The sequence below is a fragment of the Roseateles sp. DB2 genome (genome assembly GCF_051857535.1).
GTDB lineage: Bacteria > Pseudomonadota > Gammaproteobacteria > Burkholderiales > Burkholderiaceae_C > Roseateles_B.
The window spans coordinates 274,483-294,173 of the sequence record NZ_JBPZGY010000001.1 but is presented as its reverse complement, the minus strand read 5'-3'; the positions used below and the strand labels follow the sequence as shown (position 1 = coordinate 294,173).

The 19,691-nt window shown below is 67.4% G+C and carries 17 protein-coding genes; 2 read left to right on the top strand and 15 right to left on the bottom strand.

What is annotated here, in order from left to right:
• Window positions 1–38: 38 nt before the first annotated feature.
• The gene (locus tag ACS5PK_RS01230) at window positions 39–2,189 is read right to left on the bottom strand and encodes an alpha-amylase family glycosyl hydrolase (RefSeq protein WP_439438458.1); all 2,151 of its coding nucleotides are present in this window, start codon (window positions 2,187–2,189) and stop codon (window positions 39–41) included.
• A 357-nt stretch (window positions 2,190–2,546) separates the two neighbouring features.
• Here ACS5PK_RS01230 and ACS5PK_RS01225 point away from each other — a divergent pair, with 357 nt between their 5' ends.
• Window positions 2,547–3,809 carry a prolyl oligopeptidase family serine peptidase gene (locus ACS5PK_RS01225; RefSeq protein WP_439438457.1) on the top strand — a complete coding sequence of 421 codons (1,263 nt, stop codon included), beginning with the start codon at window positions 2,547–2,549 and terminating at the stop codon, window positions 3,807–3,809.
• A 71-nt stretch (window positions 3,810–3,880) separates the two neighbouring features.
• Here ACS5PK_RS01225 and ACS5PK_RS01220 read toward each other — a convergent pair whose 3' ends face one another.
• The 13 genes from ACS5PK_RS01220 to ACS5PK_RS01160 form a co-directional block, all read right to left on the bottom strand.
• Window positions 3,881–5,014 (bottom strand): PLP-dependent cysteine synthase family protein, encoded by a 1,134-nt coding sequence (locus ACS5PK_RS01220; RefSeq protein WP_439438456.1) that lies wholly within the window; start codon window positions 5,012–5,014, stop codon window positions 3,881–3,883.
• A gap of 72 nt (window positions 5,015–5,086) precedes the next feature.
• Window positions 5,087–6,343, bottom strand: a complete 1,257-nt coding sequence (locus tag ACS5PK_RS01215) for an EAL domain-containing response regulator (protein ID WP_439438455.1) — start codon at window positions 6,341–6,343, stop codon at window positions 5,087–5,089.
• Window positions 6,344–6,380: 37 nt separating this feature from the next.
• Entirely contained in the window at window positions 6,381–7,460 is a 1,080-nt protein-coding gene (locus tag ACS5PK_RS01210; RefSeq protein ID WP_439438454.1) for a protein-glutamate methylesterase/protein-glutamine glutaminase, read from the bottom strand.
• 15 nt (window positions 7,461–7,475) lie between these two features.
• A complete protein-coding gene (locus ACS5PK_RS01205) occupies window positions 7,476–7,997 on the bottom strand; it encodes a chemotaxis protein CheD (protein WP_439438453.1) in 522 nt (173 codons plus the stop codon).
• 10 nt (window positions 7,998–8,007) lie between these two features.
• Window positions 8,008–8,808 carry a CheR family methyltransferase gene (locus tag ACS5PK_RS01200; RefSeq protein WP_439438452.1) on the bottom strand — a complete coding sequence of 267 codons (801 nt, stop codon included), beginning with the start codon at window positions 8,806–8,808 and terminating at the stop codon, window positions 8,008–8,010.
• A gap of 17 nt (window positions 8,809–8,825) precedes the next feature.
• Window positions 8,826–9,368 (bottom strand): chemotaxis protein CheW, encoded by a 543-nt coding sequence (locus tag ACS5PK_RS01195; RefSeq protein WP_439438451.1) that lies wholly within the window; start codon window positions 9,366–9,368, stop codon window positions 8,826–8,828.
• Between the two features lie 16 nt (window positions 9,369–9,384).
• Window positions 9,385–11,085 carry a methyl-accepting chemotaxis protein gene (locus ACS5PK_RS01190; protein WP_439438450.1) on the bottom strand — a complete coding sequence of 567 codons (1,701 nt, stop codon included), beginning with the start codon at window positions 11,083–11,085 and terminating at the stop codon, window positions 9,385–9,387.
• 30 nt (window positions 11,086–11,115) lie between these two features.
• Window positions 11,116–13,293 carry a chemotaxis protein CheA gene (locus ACS5PK_RS01185; RefSeq protein WP_439438449.1) on the bottom strand — a complete coding sequence of 726 codons (2,178 nt, stop codon included), beginning with the start codon at window positions 13,291–13,293 and terminating at the stop codon, window positions 11,116–11,118.
• A gap of 4 nt (window positions 13,294–13,297) precedes the next feature.
• Window positions 13,298–13,612 carry an STAS domain-containing protein gene (locus ACS5PK_RS01180; protein WP_439438448.1) on the bottom strand — a complete coding sequence of 105 codons (315 nt, stop codon included), beginning with the start codon at window positions 13,610–13,612 and terminating at the stop codon, window positions 13,298–13,300.
• Window positions 13,609–13,977 carry a response regulator gene (locus tag ACS5PK_RS01175; protein WP_439438447.1) on the bottom strand — a complete coding sequence of 123 codons (369 nt, stop codon included), beginning with the start codon at window positions 13,975–13,977 and terminating at the stop codon, window positions 13,609–13,611. The genes ACS5PK_RS01180 and ACS5PK_RS01175 overlap by 4 nt, the downstream gene beginning before the upstream one ends.
• An 11-nt stretch (window positions 13,978–13,988) precedes the next feature.
• Complete coding sequence (locus ACS5PK_RS01170) at window positions 13,989–15,149, bottom strand: methyl-accepting chemotaxis protein (protein ID WP_439438446.1); 1,161 nt, start codon at window positions 15,147–15,149, stop codon at window positions 13,989–13,991.
• 321 nt (window positions 15,150–15,470) lie between these two features.
• Window positions 15,471–16,100: a YceH family protein gene (locus ACS5PK_RS01165; protein WP_439438445.1), complete on the bottom strand. Its 630-nt coding sequence runs from the start codon at window positions 16,098–16,100 to the stop codon at window positions 15,471–15,473.
• A 3-nt stretch (window positions 16,101–16,103) separates the two neighbouring features.
• On the bottom strand, window positions 16,104–16,886 hold the full coding sequence (locus ACS5PK_RS01160; RefSeq protein ID WP_439438444.1) for an SDR family oxidoreductase: 783 nt from the start codon (window positions 16,884–16,886) through the stop codon (window positions 16,104–16,106).
• 271 nt (window positions 16,887–17,157) lie between these two features.
• Here ACS5PK_RS01160 and ACS5PK_RS01155 point away from each other — a divergent pair, with 271 nt between their 5' ends.
• Entirely contained in the window at window positions 17,158–18,843 is a 1,686-nt protein-coding gene (locus tag ACS5PK_RS01155; RefSeq protein WP_439438443.1) for an electron transfer flavoprotein-ubiquinone oxidoreductase, read from the top strand.
• Between the two features lie 213 nt (window positions 18,844–19,056).
• On the opposite strand, the gene ACS5PK_RS01150 is transcribed toward ACS5PK_RS01155, so the two are convergent.
• A complete protein-coding gene (locus ACS5PK_RS01150; RefSeq protein WP_439438442.1) occupies window positions 19,057–19,653 on the bottom strand; it encodes a GNAT family N-acetyltransferase in 597 nt (198 codons plus the stop codon).
• Window positions 19,654–19,691 lie beyond the last annotated feature (38 nt).

Sequence of the window (19,691 nt, the reverse complement as noted above, 5' to 3'; positions counted from 1 at the left end):
GATGAGGCCAGGGCGGCCGGTTCAGGCACGGTCTCCGCTCAGGGCTGCCAGGGCACCGTTACCGTGGCTGTGCCGGTCGCTGGCGTGGTGAAGCTGTGGTTGGCGCCCCCTTCCCAGGTCACCGCGCTGCCGTTCTTCTTGATGAACTTGAACTGCAGGGTGGTGCTGGCCGGTACGCTGACGTCGTAGTACCAGTTCGGATAGCTGGTGACGACCTGGTTGAAGGCCGGGCCGACGGGTGTGCTGGTGCTCCAGTTGCTCAGCTCGAACTTGTCACCGGTCAGGTAGACGTTCTCGCCCAGGGCCGTCGTCGCGTTGGTGACGATGAAGCGCACCGTGACCTGCGGGCCGCTGAGCAGTTGGTAGCCGGCGTAGGCATTGCTGTCGACGGCGCTGGCGTTGCGCACCTTGACTGCGTAACGGCCGGCCGCGATGGACGGCACCGTGACCTTGATCTGCGTGTCTTCCCAGCTGAGGATGCTGGCCCCCGTCACCGCCGTCGATCCGAAGAACACCGAGCCCTTGGTGGCGCCGAAGCCGCGACCATCGAGGGTCAGCACGTTGCCTGGCTTGCCCATCATGGGGCCGACATGGCCCAGCGTGGGCGAGGTGATGGGCGGAGCGGCCTGCCACACCGCCACGGCACCTGCGCCCAGCACGAAGTTGGGCACGGCGCCGCTGCTGCCCACGCTCATGGCGCCGCCGCCCAGAAGGCCGCCCAGCACGTCGCTGTAGCTGCCCGCCGGCAAGGCCGTCATGAGCCCGCTGATGGTGGTGGCCGTCGAGGCACTGCGGTTGACCGCCACCAGCACCACCTGCGTGCCGAACTTGCGCTCGTAGATGTAGACGTCCGGGCTCAGCCAGCGCTCCTGCTGCGTGCCATAGGCCAGAGCCGCATTGCTCTTGCGCAGGGCGGCCAGCTTCTTGATGGCCTGGTAGGCCGTGGTGCCGGTGCCGAAGCCGCTCATCATGGCGCGGTTGTTCGGGTCGCCATTGCCCGTCATGTACTGCTCGCTGCCGTAGTAGATGGCCGGCACGCCGCGCGAGGTCAAGGTGATGGCCAGGGCCTGCTCCAGCTTGCGCTGCGGGGCGCCGGCCTGGTGGAAGCGGTCCATGTCGTGGTTGTCCACGAAGGTGACCTGGTCGATCACCTGGCCATACTGGCCGGCGGTGTCCACGACAGTCTGATGCAGGTCCTGCATGGTCTTGCTGCCATCGCGAAGCACCTGGCGCACACGCTGGGCGTACTGGAAGTCCAGCAGACTCATGCCGCTGCCGTTGGCAAAGGCGTGGTTGGCCGGGTCGACCTCGTTGACACCCAGGAACCACTCGCCGAAGGTGAACACCGGCTTGTAGCCATGGATGTGAGCCATCCAGCTCTTCTGCCAGCCGAAGGGCATGTGCTTGACAGCATCGACCCGCAGGCCGTCCACGCCCAGGTCCAGCCACCCCTGGATGGCGGACCTGAAGTAGGCATCGACGCTGGCGTTGTTGTGGTTGAGGTCGGCCAGATCGAAGAGGTTGCGGTAGATGCCGTCTTCCAGCGAGGAGAAGGTGGTGCCGCCGTTGTGGTGAAAGAGGCCAGAAGGGTCGCTGCTGTAGCTGGCCATCAGCGTGCCGTTGTTGTAGAGCCGGCCGTTCTCGGCGAAGGCGCTGTTGGCAGGGTCGGCAGGCGAGCTGTGATTGGGCGCAAAGTCGATGATGACCTTGATGCCCGCATTGTGCGCGGCCGTGACCAGCGCCTGGAAATCAGCAATGGAGCCGAAGGCCGCGTTGGGCTTCTTGAAGTCGCGCGCCCAGTAGCCGTGATACGAGGTGCTGTTCGTGCCCGAGTAGTTGATGACGGCGCTGATGTTCTCCACCGGCTGCGAGATCCACAGCGCAGTGACGCCCATGCCGGTGAGGTAGCCGTCGCTGATCTTCTGGGTGATGCCCTTCCAGTCACCGCCGCAGTAGAGCTTGAGCTGGGTGCAGCCGGCGCTGAAGGCCGCGCCGCTGGGGTTGTTGCTGGCGTCACCATCCTTGAAGCGGTCGGTGACGATCTGGTAGACCACGTCGGTGGCGAAGCTCTGCTTGTTGGACACATGCGTGTCCGGACTGGCAGAGGACGCGACGGCCGTCAGCGCAGCCGCGGTGAACAGGCTCAGGCGGAGCCAGGGCCGCAGGCGGCCGGCTTGAGGGGTAGGCATGTCTCTTGTCTCCTGTGTCAGGCCTGTGCCGGCCCGTCCTTGCTCTTGATGGGGGATCCCTCACGCGTCCGGCGCCGCATCGGCCACCGAAACCGTACAAGTAGTATTACTACACAAACAGCAAGGCAAATAGGGATGAACACCAGAAGCCGCCGATGAAACCGGATGGAAACGTGTACACAACCGAGACACACCTGGTTTTTCCAGGAAAATTTGTCAGGGTGGAAATGTATTTTCAGTACACCAAGACGCATCAACACAGGCGGCACGGGCGAGCAGCGCCCCACGCCCTTCAGAGCCTGCGATCCATCAGGCCGCAGCACGGGACAATCGCCCCAAAAACGCAGGGAGCGACCCATGAACCAAGCACAAGACCTGACCCCACCGGCCCACAGGCCGCCCGGGTGCCAGCCCGTGGCCAGACCGGCCCTGGCCACCCTTGCCCTTGTCATGGGCCTGCTGCTGTCGGCCTGCGGCGGCAGTGGCGGCAGTGGTGGCGGCACCGTGCCGGAAAAGCCCCCTGAGCCGCCTGAGCCGCCGGTACTACCCGTCAGCGGCCCAGGCGAGCTGAAATCCGCCACCTCGCTCAAGCTGATCAGCAGTGCGGACATCCAGGCCGCCATCACGGCAGCAGGCCCCAAGGCGCCGGCAGTCACGCCTCGCTATGCGGTGCAGACCTGGCGACTCAACTACCTGACCGTCGACGGCAACGGCACCGCCGTCGAGGCCTCCGCCCTGGTCTGCGTGCCCGTCAAGCCGGCCGGCAGCCGCAGTCCGGTGCTGAGCTACCAGCACGGCACGACCACCAAGGACGCCGAGGCGCCCAGCAACCACGCCACAGCCGACGAGGCCGCCGTGGTCATGGCCTCTGCCGGCTACGTCGTGCTGGCCGCCGACTATGTGGGTTACGGGGCCAGCAAGGGCCGCCCGCACCCCTACCTGCTCTCCACCCCCACCGCTGCCGCGGTGAACGACCTGCTGACCGCCGCGCGCTACTGGCGCTACACCCAGGGCATCAAGGACAACCAGCAGCTCTTCCTGGGCGGCTATTCCGAAGGCGGCTATGCCAGCGTGGCGGCCTTCCGGGCCCTGCAGTCCGGGGCCAGCGTGCACAAGGCCCAGCTGCAGATGACCGTGGCCGGCGCCGGCCCCTATGAGGTGGACCGCGTGCTCGACGAGCTGCTGGCCAAGGTCAAGGCCGAGAACAAGGTATTGGGCCTGCTGCTCAACCCGGGCTTCCTGAAGCTGCTGGGCGATGGCGACCGCCGCAAGGTGCGCGAACTGCTGTTGAGCAAGGCCATCGGCGACGACGCTGATGTGGTCTTTGATCCGACCTTCCTGGACTTGTACCTGGTGGACGACGTCGCCGGTATCGAGGCCCGCAGCAATGTCCATGACTGGAAGCCCGAGCTGCCGCTGTGGCTGTACCACGGTCGAGACGACGCCACCGTGACCTACCGCGCCTCCGCCAACGCCCTGACCGCCATGCAGCAACGCGGCGCCGGCAACCGGGTCAGCCTCAGCGACTGCCCCGCCCAGCCCTCGGGCCACCTGGACTGCGTGCAGCCCTTCTGGAACTTCATGCTGCAGAAGTTCGGCACCGTGGCACGCGATCTGTAGGCGGCATGGGAGCCGGCGCGCCGGCAGCGGTGCCGCGCGAACTGGCGCGCTCGCGACCTCGGACCGCCGCCTCAGCCGGCCTGCAGCTCACCCGCCAACTGCCAGCCTGACAGCAGCGGCGCCGGCCAGGCGCCGGACTCCAGCAGGTCCTGGATCTGCGCGGTCTCACGCTCGCAGTCCAGGCCCTGACCAAGCCGCCAGGCGGGATCGAAGTAGGTGTGGCGGTAGCGTTCGCCGCTGTCGCACAGCAGGGTCACGACCGAGCCCTGCTCGCCCTCTCGGCACATCTGCCGCGCGCAGGCCAGGGCCGCCAGGAGGTTGGTGCCGGTGGAGGGGCCGACCGGCCGGCCCAGGCGCTCGCTGAGCGCCAGCATCGCCGCCACGGACCAGACGTCGGGCAGCTTGACCATGGCATCGATCACGTCAGGCAGGAAGCTGGCCTCCACACGCGGTCGGCCGATGCCCTCGATGCGCGAGCCCTGCTCGATGCGCAGCGCCGGGTCGCGGCTGAGGTAGTGATCGAAGAACACCGAGCGCTCGGCGTCCGCGCCGCAGACCTGAGTCAGGTGCCGCGAGTAGCGCACATAACGCCCCATGGTGGCCAGGGTGCCGCCGGTGCCGGCCGAGCAGACGATCCAGCGCGGCACCGGGTGGCTTTCCTTGCGCATCTGGTCGAAGATGGACTCGGCGATATTGTTGTTGCTGCGCCAGTCGGTGGCCCGTTCTGCGTAGGTGAACTGGTCCATGTAGTGGCCACCCAGTTCGCGGGCCAGGCGCTGGGATTCCACGTAGATCTGCGTGGGGTCCTGCACCAGGTGGCAGCGCCCACCCTGGAACTCGATGGCGCGTATCTTCTCCGTCGACACCGTCGCAGGCATCACCGCGACGAAGGGCAGGCCCAGCAGACGGGCGAAATAGGCCTCGGACACCGCGGTGGAGCCGCTGGAGGACTCCACCACCGTGCTGCCCTCGCGCAGCCAGCCATTGCACAGGGCATACAGAAACAGCGAGCGCGCCAGGCGGTGCTTGAGGCTGCCCGTCGGGTGGCTGGACTCGTCCTTGAGGTAGAGGGCGATGCCCGCAAAGCCCGGCAGGGGCAGAGGGATCAGGTGGGTGTCTGCCGAACGTTGGAAATCGGCTTCGATGCGGGCGATGGCCTGGCGGACCCAGGCATTCGCGGAGGGGGGCGTGGCGGCGGCTTGCATGCGGACACTGTAGCAGCGGCACCTGCGGGTCACGGCGCTTGCGGGTCCGGCCAGGTCAAGGGCCGGTGAGATTCAGGCAGGCGGGCGCGCCAGGGTCCGCAGGCGGGCCCGGCTGCTGCGCACCCAGGCCAGCAGCTCCCCGCCGGGCATGGGCTTGGCGATCAGGTAGCCCTGGGCGGTGTCACAGCCCAGTTCCTGCAGCAGACGCCAGTCGGCCTCCGTCTCAACGCCCTCGCCCACCGTCGTCACGCCCAGCCGGCGCCCCATGTCCAGGGAGCTGATCAGGATGGCGCGGCGGTTGGCCCGCTCGCTGGCCCCATCCACGAAAACGCGGTCGATCTTCAGCTCGGTGAAGGGGCTGCGCGACAGCGTCTGCATGCTGGAGTAGCCGATGCCGTAGTCGTCCATGGAGAGTCCGTAGCCCTTGAGGCCCAGGCGCGCCAGGCCGACCATGGCGGCGCTGCGCATCACCATGGTCTCGGTGACTTCCCAGGTCAGCGAGGACGGCGCCACGTCATGGCCATTCACCAGCTCGGTCAGGCGCCCGATGAAGCCCTGGTCGGCCAGGTCATCCGCAGAGAGGTTCACCGACAGGGTGAGGGCCGGCATGGCGCGCAGCCACTGCACCAGCTGCTTCAGCGACTGCTCCACCATGGCCAGGGTGAAGCGGGCCATCAGCGGGCTGCCTTCGATGCGGCCGATGAAATGCTGCGGCCCCAGCAGACCGCGTTCGGGATGCTGCCAGCGTGCCAGGGCTTCCACGCCCTTGAGCTGGCCGGTGGCCAGGCTCACCTTGGGTTGGAAGTAGGGCACGAACTGCCCACCATCGAGGGCGGCGCGGATGTCCTCCAGGCAGGCCGCGGGTGTGGGACCGGCCGCGGCGGCGGCCACAGGCCGGCCTTTCGCACGCTCCAGCAGGCGCTGAAGGCCCGCGAGGGTGACGGGCTTGGGCAGGGTGCCCAGCAGGCGCGGCACGAAGTCGGCGGCGTCCATGCTCTCGACCGTCTCCAGCAGGCGTGGGTCTCTCGCGCTCATCACGATCAGGTTGTCCACGCGGTAGCGGTCACCCAGCTGGCTGATCAGTTCGATGCCGTCCATGCCGGGCATGTCAATGTCGGTGATCAGCAGCGAGACCGCCTGGCCCGCGGGCAGGCCGTCCAGCAGGTGCAGGGCCTCGAGGCCGTTGGACGCTTCCAGCACGCATGCACAGTGCAGGGACTGGACCAGCTCCACCACATGCTGACGCTGCACCACGCTGTCCTCGACCACGAGGGCACTGTGCAGCAGCCCTCCCGGCGGGGAGGCGCCTGGCCGAAGCTCCGATGACATCTCTAACACCCCTGACCTTGTTATCAAGGCTCCACCTTTATCGGCCGAGCCTGGTTTGTTGTGCAAGTATCTCTCTATCGACCTGGTCCAGCGGCACGATGCGATCGACAGCGCCACGCTTGACGGCTTCCTTGGGCATGCCGTAGACCACGCAGCTCTGCTCGTCCTGCGCCACGGTGTGCGCGCCGGCCTTGTGCATCTCGAGCAGTCCGGCCGCACCGTCGTCCCCCATGCCGGTCATGATGATGCCCAAGGCATTGTTGCCGGCCGCCCGGGCCACGGACCTGAAAAGCACGTCCACCGAGGGCCGGTGCCGATTCACCAGGGGGCCGTCCACGACCTCCACGAAGTACTGCGCTCCCTGCCGCCGCAGCAGCATGTGGCGCCCGCCGGGTGCGATCAGGGCTCGGCCTGGCACCACGCGGTCGTTGTTCTCGGCCTCCTTGACGGCGATCTCGCACAGTTGGTCCAGACGGGCCGCGAAGGCCGCGGTGAACTTCTCCGGCATGTGCTGCACGATCACGATGCCCGGGCACACGCGCGGCAGCCGGGTCAGCACCTCCTCGAGCGCCTGCGTGCCTCCGGTGGAGGTGCCGATGGCCACGACCTGCTCCGTGGTCTGCACCATCGCCGGCGCCTCGCTGGACGGCAGCACGGCGTCGGCGCTCAGCTTGGGCGTGGCCACCAGCGGCGCCCCCCGGCTCGCCAGCCGGGACACATTGGCGCGGGCGGCCGCCTTGACCACGGAGACCAGTTCTGCCGCACTGCTCTTGAGAAAGTTCTTGAGGTCCAGCCTGGGCTTGGTGACGATGCTCACCGCCCCTGCCGCCAGCGCCTCGACGGAGGTCTTGGTGCCCTTCTCCGTCAGGGTCGAGCAGATGACGACGGGCGTGGGCCGCTCGGCCATGATCTTGCGCAGGAAGGTGATGCCGTCCATGCGGGGCATTTCCACGTCCAGCACGATGACATCGGGCCACTCGGTCTTCATGCGCTCCATCGCCAGGATGGGGTCGGAAACGGCATGTGTGACCTGGATGCCGGCCCCCTGCTGCAGCAGGCCGCTGAGCACCTGCCGCACCACCGCGGAGTCGTCGACGATCATCACCTTGATGGCCATGCTGCTCCTCCCTGCCTAGGTGGACGACGAACGCCCGGGCCGCGCGGGACCCACCGTGTCCGCCGCCGGCAGGCGGGCGTGGCGGACCCAGACCTCGCCGCTGCCCACCTTGAAGATGATCTCCCGGTGGCCGGCCTCGTACAGGCTTTCCGACACCACCCGGATGCCCTGATGCGCCAGCATGCGGCGTGCCGCCTCGCCGTTGCGCCATCCCACGGCCCCCAAGGGCCCCTCGCAGGGGAACATCGCACCGCCGCCGAAGAGCTTGGCCTCGCAGTCCTGGGCGGGGGCGCCCAGCATCTTGAGGTCCATCAGCATGAGGGCCAGCGCGTCCTCACCATAGCGCCCGTTGAGTTCCAGGCCGCAGCGCTTGCCTTCGCCGGGCAGCAGGAAATGGGACATGGCCCCCACCCGCAGGCCCGGATGCCACAGCGTGATGGACACGCAGGAGCCCAGCAGGGTGCGGATGCGGCAGCGCGCCCGCCCGGCCGCATGCTCGCCCGGCAGCAGGTAGATCTCGGTGCGGGCGCTGTCCACGGCCTGACTCTCAGGGCTTGCGGTAGACCGAGGGCCGCACGGCCACCAGCGCATCGCTGACGTCGTTGAGCGTTTCGGAATGGCCCACCAGCAGCAGGCCGCCACAACGCAGCTGCCCCGCGAGCCGGGCCACCACCTGCCGCTTGGTCTGCACGTTGAAGTAGATCAACACATTGCGCAGGAAGATGAGGTCGAAGCTGCCCAGGGGCGGCAGGGGCCGGCAGAGATTGAGCTGCTCGAACCGCACCTGCTGGCGCAAGCCCTTCTCCACCAGCATGGTCCCTGCATGCGGTCCCAGGCCCTTGAGGCAATAGCGGCGGCGCAAGGCATCCGGCAGGTGGCTGGCCCGGCTTTCCGGATAGTGGCCCCTGCGGGCCCTGCCCAGCATGCGGGTGCAGATGTCGGTGCCCACCACCTCCCAGCGGCCGGCGCCGAGCTCGTCGTCCAGGACCATGGCGATGCTGTAGGGCTCTTCGCCGCTGGAGCAGGCCGCACTCCACACGCGCAGGGGGCGCCCTTGCTGGCGCGCCTGCTGCGCGCACTCCCGCAACAGCTGAAAATGGGCGGGCTCGCGGAAGAAGTAGGTCTCGTTGGTCGTCAGCAGGTCGATCGCATGCTGGCGCTCCAGCGGTTCCCTGCCGCTGTCCAGCAGCCGCAGGTATTCGCTGAAGCTGCCGAGCTTGTAGTGGCGAAGGCGCTTGTCGAGCCGCCCGGACACCAGAGCCCGCTTGTTGTCACCCAGGGTGATGCCCGCCTCCCGGAAGATGAACTCCTGGAAGCAGGCGAACTCCTGTGTGCTGATCTCCTGCATGCGCCCCGCCCAGGCTCTCAGCTGGCCGGAAGCTGCTTCGTGGCGGCCTCGGCCCCGGCACCCAGGGCGGACAGGTCCACTACGGAAAGCACGGCATCCATGGCCAGCACGATGACGAAGCGGCCCTCCACCTTGCCCATGCCCGCGACGAAATCCGGTGCGATGCGCAGGCCGAAGCTGGGCGCGGGCTCGATGTCCGCGCCGGGAATGTCCTGCACGGCATGCACCGAATCCACCACCACGCCGATCACATGCTGCTCGCCTTCGCTTTCCTGTTCGACGATGACGATGCAGGTCTTCTTGGTGACCGGGCTGGAGGGCCGTCCGAAGCGCTGCGCAAGGTCCATCACCGGCACCACGGCGCCGCGCAGATTGATCACACCGCGGATGGCGGGCGGCATCATGGGCACGTTGGTGATGCCACCGAACTCGATGATCTCCTTGATCGAGAGAATGCCTATGGCGTAGATCTCGTCGCCCAGGGCGAAGGTCAGGTACTGCGCCGTCTCCTGCCGGGGCGGTTCGTGCCGCACGGCGCTGCTGGGAACAATGGCGTTCATCCCGGCCTCCCCTGCTTCAGTACTTTGCGAACTGCGACTCGTCCAGCTCGCCATCGGCAAAGGCAGCCCTGCCCTCGCCTGCGGCCCGCGCCGAGCGCTGTGCCGGCCTGCGCGCCACGGCCGCTGCCGTGCGATGACGCTGCGGCGCGGCGGCCATGCCGCCGTCATGCCGGGTGCGGAAGAAGGCGATGATGCTCTGCAGCTCTTCGGCCTGGCTGCTCATCTCCTCGGCAGTGGCCGCCAGTTCCTCGGAGCTGGCGGCGTTCTGCTGGGTCGTCTGGCTCAGCTGGCCGATGGCGGCATTGATCTGCGACACGCCGGAAGACTGCTCCTCCGAGGCCGCGGTGATCTCCTGCACGAGGTCCGAGGTCTTCTTGATGCTGGGCACGATCTCGTCCAGCAGCTGGCCGGCGCGCTCGGCCAGGTCCACGCTGTTGGAGGCCACCTCGCCGATCTCCTGGGCAGCGACCTGGCTGCGCTCGGCCAGCTTGCGCACCTCGGCCGCCACGACCGCGAAGCCCTTGCCGTGCTCGCCGGCCCGGGCCGCCTCGATGGCCGCGTTCAAAGCCAGCAGGTTGGTCTGGTAGGCGATGTCGTCGATGATGACGATCTTCTTGGCGATCTGCTTCATGGCCGCCACGGTGGCCTTGACCGCATCGCCACCCTCCGCCGCTTCGGTGGCGGCCTTGCTGGCCATGGCGTCCGTGACCTTGGCGTTCTCGGTGTTCTGCGAGATCGAGGCCGTCATCTGCTCCACCGAGGCACTGGTTTCCTCGACCCCGGCCGCCTGCTCGTTGGTGGCCTGAGACAGGGTCTGGGCCGTGGCGCTGACCTGCTCGGCCGCGCCGGTGATGCCGGCCGCGCCGCTGGACACCTCAGAGACCACGTGGCTGAGCTTGTCCACCATGGTCTTCATGGCGGCCAGCAGGCTGGTGGTGTCGCCGGTCTTCAACGCGATGTCCGTGGTCAGGTCGCCGTTGGCCACCTTCTGCACGACTTCCGCCGCATACGCCGGGTCGCCGCCGAGCTGGCGCATGACGGCATTGATGATGAAGAAGCCCAGCACGACGAGGATGATCAGCGACACGGCGGAAGCCGTGTACATCAGCGTCTGCGCCCGGGCCGAGGACTCGGCGGCCTGCTTGGCGGCTGCATCGGCGTAGCCTGCATTCAGGTCGGTCAGCTTGTTGATGCCGGCCTCAGCCGTGCGGAAGTTCTCGCGGTTGGCGTTCAGAGCCTGGTGCAAGGCCGGGAAGAGCTGGGCGCGCTGCTTGGCATCGCCTGCACGCAGGATCTGCTTGGCGATGTCCGAGATCTTGGCATCGCCGGCGCGCCAGGCCTCCCAGTCCTTGACGAACTGCTTCCAGACCTGCGCTTCTTCGGGCTCCTGCGGCAGCGGCTCGTAGATCTTCCAGGCCTTGTCGACGCGCGCCCAGCTGTCCACCTTGCGCTGCAGGTGGCGCTCGAGTTCCTTGAACTCCTCCGGGTAGGCCGCGATGGCATCGATGGCGCGGCTGGCAGAGCGAATCGCAGTCTGAGCCTCGCTGATCACCAGCAGAGCCTGCACCGAGGGCAGGCGGTTGCCGCTGATCTCGGTCAGCATCTCCGAGTCCTTCTTCAGGCCCAGGAAGGCGATCAGGATGACGCTCAGCAAGGCCAGCAGGGCCACCACCAGCAACGTGACGATCTTGGCTTTCAAGGAGACTTTGGCAAACATGGTGTCCCTTTCGTTGGGCACTTCGGCCCCTCAGCCCAGCCGGGCCAAACCTTGTGAAGAGGAAGCGCTGCCCAGCAAGGCCACGACATCCAGGATCAGCGCCACCTCACCGCTGCCCAGGATGGTGGAGCCGCTGATGCAGCGCACCTGGGAAAAGACCCGGCTCAGCGGCTTGATGACGGTCTGGAACTCGCCCAGCAGGGCGTCGACCACGAGGCCGGCCTGCTGACCATTGCTGCGCACGACGACAACGCTCTCGCGGCGTGGCGGGTCGGCGTCGATCTCCAGCGCGTCACGCAGGCGGATCAGCGGGAGCACCTCGCCGCGCAGGTTGCAGAAGTCCTGCCCGGTCTCGGCGCGCAGCTCGATGCATTCCTCGATCATGTCCAGGGGCACGACGAAGACGGCGCCGCCCACATTGATCAGGAAGCCGTCGATGATGGCCAGCGTCAGGGGCAGGCGCACACTAACCGTGGTGCCCACACCTTCCTGGCTGTTGATGCCCACGGTGCCGCGCAGGGCGGTGATGTTGCGCTTGACCACGTCCATGCCCACGCCGCGGCCGGATAGATTGGTGATCTGCTCTGCCGTGGAGAAGCCGGGCTCGAAGATCAGCTGGAAGACTTCCTGATCGCTGAGACGCGCCTCGGGTTCCACCAAGCCACGTTCCACGGCCTTGGCCAGGATGCGGTCCCGGCGCAGGCCGCCGCCGTCGTCGCTGACCTCGATCACGATGCTGCCGGAGTCATGGAAGGCATTGAGCCGCACCAGGCCCTTGGCCGGCTTGCCCCGGGCCAGCCGCATCTCGGCGCTCTCGATGCCGTGGTCCATGGCATTGCGCACCAGGTGCATCAGGGGGTCGCCGATCTTCTCGATCACGGTCTTGTCGAGCTCCGCGTCCTCACCGCTGATCTGCAGTCCTATGTCCTTGTCCAGCTCGCGCGCCACGTCATGCACCACGCGCTGGAAGCGGTTGAAGGTGGCACCGATCTTGACCATGCGCAGCTGCAGGGCCGTGTCCCGGACATCCTGCACCAGGCTCGCCATGCGCGAGGTCGCTTCGCGCAGCTCGGAATGGTCCAGCTGGCGAGCCAGCAAATCGGCGCTGGCGCCCGCGATGATCAACTCGCCGACCAGGTCGATCAGCTGGTCCAGGCGTTCGGCGTCGATGCGGATGGAGCGGCTCTCCGCGCCGCGTGCATCGCCGCCGCCCTTCTGGCGCTCCACCATCTGCTTCTGGCGTGCGAGGGCGGCCTCCACCACGGCGGGCTGCACGACCTCGTTGTCCACCAGGATGTTGCCCAGCAGGGGCGCGGCCTCCACACCGCCCGGCGCCTGGGACTGCAGGGCCAGGGCCCGCTCCAGCTCGCGGGCCGTGACGCTGCCGCAGGCCACCAGGATCTCGCCCAGGCGCAGGTTCGCTTCAGGCAGGTCCTCGATCAGGGCCAGGAAGTCCCCGATGCGGCTGTGGGGCGGCAGGATGCGCAGCTGGCAGTCATCGCGGACGAACTCGAACACGTTCTCGATGGCCGCCTTGTCTGCCACGCTGGAGAAGGCGATCTCGAAGCCCAGGTAGCAGGTCTCGGGATCCATGGCCGGTGCCGCGGGCAGCGCATCCGGCAGCGTGGCGATGCCAACGATGCGCCCCAGCTTGCCCAGGTAGCGCAGGAAAGACAGCGGATCCAGCCCCATTCGAAGAACGTCCGGGCCGAAGCGCAGCGAGATGTGCCAGTGTTCATCGGTGTCGTCGCTCTGCCGGGCGATGCGCTCCACCTGCGCCTCTGGCATGGCGACGGCATGCGGCGGCGGCTGCAGATAGCGCTTGAGCTGCGCCAGCAGCGGGGCGCCCGAGGCTTCGCTGGCCTCGGTGGACGTGAGCTGCCCACCCGCCAGCAGCTCGATCAGGGCGCTGATGTGGTCGCAGCAGGACAGCAGCAGCACCACCAGCTCTTCGTCGATGGCGACGCGCCCATCACGCACCTCGTCCAGCACGCTTTCGGTCACGTGGGTGAAGGCCACGATGTGGTCCAGACCGAAGAGGCCGGACGATCCCTTGATGGTGTGCGCCGCTCGGAAGATGGCATTGACCGCCTCGCCCAGTTGGCCCGGTTCGCTGCCCTGGTCCAGCCCCAGCAGGGCGGACTCCATCTCAGTCAACAGCTCACGGCTCTCGGCAATGAAGGTCTGCAGGGCTGCGTCCAGGTCCATCAGCTCACCTCGCTCCGTCTTGCAGGGGCATGATCAGGGGATCACCGAAGAAGGCAGCCACGTTCAGCAGCTCGAACACCTCCAGCACGGCAGGGCTGTGGCCATGGAGGCGAAGGGGGCGGCCCTGGGCCGTGGCCTCGCGCTTGAGCATCATCAGCAGCTGCAGGCCGGCGGTGTCGAGTTCGGTGACGCCGGCCAGGTCCAGCTCCAGCGTGCCGTCAGCGTCATGCAGGGCCTGTAGCCACTCGGATTTCAGCTCAGCCGCGCGGAAGATGGTCAGCTCGCCTTGCGGATGCAGGCAACGGGCGGTCGCGCTCAAGGCAGCACCAGCTTCTGGACGGCGTTGAGCATCACCTCGGGCCGGAAGGGCTTGACCACCCAGGCCTTGGCGCCGGCGGCCTGGCCCTCGGCCTTCTTGGCCTCGGCGGATTCGGTGGTCAACATGATCACCGGCGTGAAGCGATAGGCGGGCATGGCCTTGACCGCCTTCACGAAGCTGATGCCGTCCATGTTCGGCATGTTCACGTCGCTGATGATGAGGTGGACCTTCTGGCCCTGCAGCTTGCCCAGGGCGTCCTTGCCGTCGCAACCCTCCAGCACCTCGTAGCCTGCGCCACGCAGCGCGATGCCCACCACCTGCCTCAAAGAGGCAGAGTCATCAACCACCATGATGGTCTTGGCCATGTTGTCAGTCCTCAGAAGAAAGTGATCTCGTCAGCCGCGGCAGGCGCCGGCTTGGCCGACTTGCCGGCCTTGTGCAGTTCGCGCTCGTCGGCCATGGCATAGCTGCGCTCCAGCTCGGCCAGGAGACCGGCGGCATCCAGTGGCTGCAGGCCGTCGCCGCGCTCGAAACGCTCCAGCTTCTGCGCCAGCAGCGGCGGCAGGCCTTCCATGTTCTGGCGCACATGCGTCATGACCTGGCTGATGCGGTCCTGGAACTGCAGGTGCACCAGGGCCTCGGCAATCTCGCCCTGCACATAGTCGCGCCCGCTCTTGAGCTCGTTGGAGGACTGGACCAGGGCATCGGTGGCTTCGCGGAACTGGGACAGCACCTGCTCGATCACGGCCTCGGACTGGCGCAGCGAGCGCTCGTCCTCGCCAGCCGACTGCTCGGCAGCCAGGCAGGTCGCCTGGATGGCCTCGCTGACCGCTGCCACGGTGGCCGTCATCAGGCGTCCCGTGTCGCCTGAGCGGCCCGACAAGGTGCGCACTTCCTGGGCCACTACCGCGAAGCTGCGGCCCTGCTCACCGGCCCGCGCAGCCTCAATGGCGGCATTGAGCGCCAGCAGATTGGTCTGCTGCGCGATGCGGGCGACGTCGGCGGCCATGTCCTGGAGCCGCTGGATGTGCTGCTGCAGTTCCCGCACCTTGCCCAGCATGACGGCCTTGCCGCCCATCGCCGACTTCATGGACCCCAGCAAGCCGCCCAGCTCGCGCTCGCCAGCAGCGAACACAGCCACCAGGCCGCGCTCCCCGCAGGTCATGGACTGCGCGCTCATCTCGGTCAGCTGCGTGCTGCGCTGAAGCTCCTGCACGATGGCGCCGAAGCGCTGTGCAAGCCCGGACACGGCGGTCTCCATCTGCGAGCGCGAGGACTCGATGTGCCCGCTCCACACCGGCAGCAGGCGCTCGCCAAGGGCGCGCTCACCGTCGAGGTAGTCCAGGAGCTCCTGCCGGTGCCTGCCGCGCCATTGCCGGTCAAGCTGCCAGGCCCAGCCGGCCAGCCCAAGCGCCACGGCCGCCAGCATCCATGACCACCAGGCTGCGCCCGCGGCGGCAAGCAGGCCGATGAGGGCCAGGGCCATGGCGAGGGCCATCACGCCGGTACGGAGTCTTCCGTCGGTGTTGCTGCTCAATGTTCACCCCCTGATCGTGGCGCACGCCCAGAAGGTCTGCCCCAAAACACTTGCGGGGCAGATCACTATGCCGGAGGAGCCATGTTGTTCAGAACAATGTGCCGGAACGAGTAGAGCACTTTTCGTCTGGCCCCCACAAGCATTTGAGGACACCACCGCGCATTGATGTCAACGTCTTCACAACAATCGCGGCGAGCACCGGAGCCGGTCACGATGCCGACTTGGCCCATGGCCTTGCTGCGACGCAGCAAGGCAGGCCGGCCCCACGGGAAACGATGAGGTCAGCGCTCCGGTTCCGATCAGGTCAAGGCCTGACCCCCGTCAGCCCAGGCCCAGCTCCGCCATGAGGCGCGCCACCTGGGCCTTGAGCAGATCCACCTCGGCGCGCAGGGCCTGCAGCTCCTCGTCGCGCCGCGGCACCTCAGCACTGGCGCTGGAAGCCTGAGCGTCCACCGGCACAGGCCCGGCCAGCAGATGCGCCCAGCGCTGCTCGCGCGCACCGGGCGCCCGCGGCAGCTTCAAGGCCAGTGGCGGCTGGCGCTCGGCCAGTTCGTCAAGAAAGCCTTCCACGGAGGAGATGTCGGCGAAGCGGTGCAGGCGCTCGCTGTTGAGCCGCAGCTCGGCGGCCGTCTGCGGGCCACGCAGCATCAATACGGTCAGCAGGGCCTCGGCCTGCCCCGGCACGCCGTAGACGCGGCGCAGGTTGTGCTCGAAACGCACCACACGGCTGCCGCTGACTTCCTGCACCAGGCTCATGCCCTTGAGCTCGTTGAGGGCCTCCAGCACCTCGGCCTCGCTGAGGTTCATCACCGGCTCGCGCGCGGTCTTCTGGTTGCAACCCTGGGTCAGGGCGTTGAGGGACAGGGGATAGCTGTCCGGCACGGTGTGCTGTTTCTCCACCAGCACAGCCAGCACGCGCGCCTCGGCGGCGCTCAGGTCACGCAAACTCATCGATCACACCCCGAATCCGTCGTCCGCCTGGATCACGGCGCCGTTGATGAAATGGCTCTCATTGGCGCACAGCATCAGCAGGGTGGTGTCGAGGTCCTGGGGATGGCCCACGCGCTTGCGCGGCAGCAGCTCGATGAGCTTTCTGCCCTGCTCGGTACTCCAGTGGTGATGGTTGATCTCGGTGTCGATGTAGCCGGGGCAGATGGCATTGACATTGATACCGAACTTGCCCCATTCCAAGGCCATGGCGCGGGTCATGTGGATGACCGCGGCCTTACTCATGGAGTAGACGCCGATCTGGCTGAGCACGCGCAGGCCGGCCATGGAGGCGATGTTGACGATGCGCCCGCCGGTGAAGGTGCCTGGCGCCGCGCCGCGGGCGCGCGCCAGCATGCGCTTGCCCACCTCCTGCGCGACGAAGAAGGCCCCGCGCACATTGGTGTCCATGACGAAGTCGTAGTCGTTGACGGTGACATCGGTGAGCTTCTGCGTGGTGCTCACGCCGGAGTTGTTGACCAGGATGTCTATGGTGCCCATCTCGGTCTCGGCATGGGCGACGGCAGCCTTGATGGAGTCAAGGTCAGTGACATCCAGGGCCACCACATGGGCATCGCCTCCGGCCCCCTCGATCTCGGCGCGCAGGTCCTTGAGGCGCTCGATGCGCCGCCCGGCCAGCACAACGCCGGCCCCGGCCTTGGCCAGCGTGCGCGCAAACTGCGCCCCCAGGCCGCTGCTGGCCCCCGTCACCAGGGCCACCCGCCCTTCCAGATCAATGCTGTAGCTCATGGCTCATGTCCTTCATGCAATGCCGAGGGATGTTAAGCCCTGCAGGCCCCCCCTGGCGCCTGCCTTGCCAGGAAGGCTGGCGGGCGCACCGCTGCGCCTGACACCATCGGGGACAACACCCGGCTAGAGCATCGTCTCTAGGGGATGGCACCACAAAAATAGCACGATCGTTCTATTTTCAAACCGCCCCAGTAGAATGCGCCGCAATTGTGCCGAAACGGGGCGAGCCCCGTGGACGGCAAAGCCCATTACAAATCCTGAAGGACACCCGATGACCAGCGAAGAACTTCTGGCCCAGTTCGGCCCACGCGAGAACATGGAATACGACGTGGTCGTGGTGGGCGGCGGCCCGGCCGGCCTGTCCACTGCGATCCGCCTGAAGCAGCTGGCCAGCGAGAAGGGTCAGGAGCTCTCGGTGGTCGTGCTGGAAAAAGGCTCGGAGCCGGGTGCGCACATCCTGTCGGGCGCAGTGATGGACCCGCGCGCCATCACCGAGCTCTTCCCGAACTGGAAGGAGCTGGGCGCGCCGCTGAACCAGCCAGTGTCGGGCGACGAGGTGCTGTTTCTGTCGGAAGACGGCGCACGCGGCACACCGCAGTGGCTCATCCCCGACTGCTTCCACAACCACGGCAACTATGTGGTCTCGCTGGGCGCGGTCACCAAGTGGCTGGGCGAGCAGGCCGAGGCCCTCGGCGTGGAGATCTTCCCCGGCTTCGCGGCCGCCGAGATCGTCTACGGTGACGACGGCAGCGTGCGCGGCGTGGCCACCGGCAATGTGGGCGTGGGCCGCAATGGCGAGCCGCACGATGGCTTCCAGCTGGGCATGGAACTGCTGGGCAAGTACACCATCTTCGCCGAGGGCGCCCGCGGCCATCTGGGCAAGCAGCTGATCGCCAAGTACCAGCTGGACGCCGGCAAGGATCCGCAGTCCTACGCCATCGGCATCAAGGAGCTGTGGGAAGTGCCGGCCGCCCAGGCCAAGCCCGGCCTGGTGGTGCACACCGCCGGCTGGCCCGCGGACCACGAGACCTATGGCGGCGGCTTCCTCTACCACCTGGAGGGCAACAAGGTCACGCTGGGCTATGTGGTCGGCCTGGACTACAAGAACCCCTGGCTCTCGCCCTTCGAGGAAATGCAGCGCTGGAAGACCCACCCCAGCATCCGCCCGCACATCGAGGGTGGCAAGCGCATCGGCTACGGCGCCCGCGCCATCACGGCCGGCGGCCTGCTGTCCCTGCCCAAGCAGGTCTTCCCGGGCGGCGCCCTGGTCGGCTGCGATGCCGGCTACCTGAACGCCGCCCGCATCAAGGGCAGCCATGCCGCCATCAAGACCGGCATGCTGGCCGCCGAGGCCGCCTTCGAGGCCGTCAGCGCCGGCCGCCAGCATGACGAGCTGAGCGCCTACCCCGCCGCCTTCGAGAAGAGCTGGCTGCACGAGGAGCTGGACCGCTCGCGCAACTTCAAGCAGTGGTTCAAGAAGGGCAATACCGTCGGCACGCTGATGACGGGCATCGAGCAGTGGCTGCTGCCCAAGCTGGGTTTCAAGAGCCCGCCCTGGACCATCCACCGCGAGCTGCCGGACCACGTCTACCTGCGCCCCGCCGCCGAGTGCGCCAAGATCGACTACCCCAAGCCCGACGGCAAGCTGACCTTCGACCGCCTGTCCTCGGTGTTCATCTCCAACACCAACCACGCGGAAGACCAGCCGGTGCACCTGACGCTCAAGGACGACGCGGTGCCAGTGAAGGTCAACCTCGCCCGCTTCGCCGGCCCCGAAAGCCGCTACTGCCCGGCCGGCGTCTACGAGTTCGTGAAGAACGAGGACAACAGCGAGCGTCTGCAGATCAACGCCCAGAACTGCGTGCACTGCAAGACCTGCGACATCAAAGACCCGACGCAGAACATCGTCTGGATCACGCCGGAAGGTGGTGGCGGGCCGAACTACGCGGGCATGTGATCAAGCCCTGATCCTCAAGCGAAAGCCCGCGACATGCGGGCTTTTCATTGGGCGCGAAGTTGCGGCGAACGGCACTGGATCGCGCGTCGCAGGCAGGCGGGGCATGCGATTGCATCGTGTCCTCCGTCCCGCTTCGCGGGCCTCCCCATTTACCGCCGCAATCGCGCGCCCCAGCCTCCCTGCTCAGGCAGCACCGAGCGCTGCCGAGCCCTTTCAGCTCATGGCGGCGAGCCGCGCCTTCACGGCGGGCCATTCGCTGTCGATGATGGAGAAGTAGACGGTGTCCCGCACCCGGCCAGAGGCGCAGATCATGTGCCGGCGAAAGATGCCCTCCTGCACCGCGCCGATGCGGGCGATCGCGCTGCGCGACTTCTCATTGAGCGCATCCGTCTTGAGCTCGACGCGATGTGCGCCCAGGGTCTCGAAGGCATGGGTGAGCAGCAGGGTCTTGGCCTCGGTGTTGACACCCGTACGCTGGTGGCTGGCGGCCACCCAGGTCCAGCCGATCTCCAGACGCCGGTCCGCTGCCGAGATGTTGCCGAAGCGGGTATTGCCCACGATGCGGCCACTGCAGCGCTCGCGGATCACGAAAGGCAAGGCCTGACCCCGCGCCTGGTCGGCCAGAGCGGCCTCCACATAGGCCCGCATCTCGGCGGGCGTGCTCACGCAGGTGGGGATCCAGCGCCACAGCGCCGGATCCAGGCCCTGCTCGCACAGGCCCTCCACATGGTCCAGGCTCAGGGGTTCGAGCTGCACGAGGCGGCCGGTGAGGGTGACGGGGCGGATGGCCAGGGGGTCAGGTCTTGTCATGGTTTGGGTCGAGGACGTTGGCAAAGGGAGGCGGGACA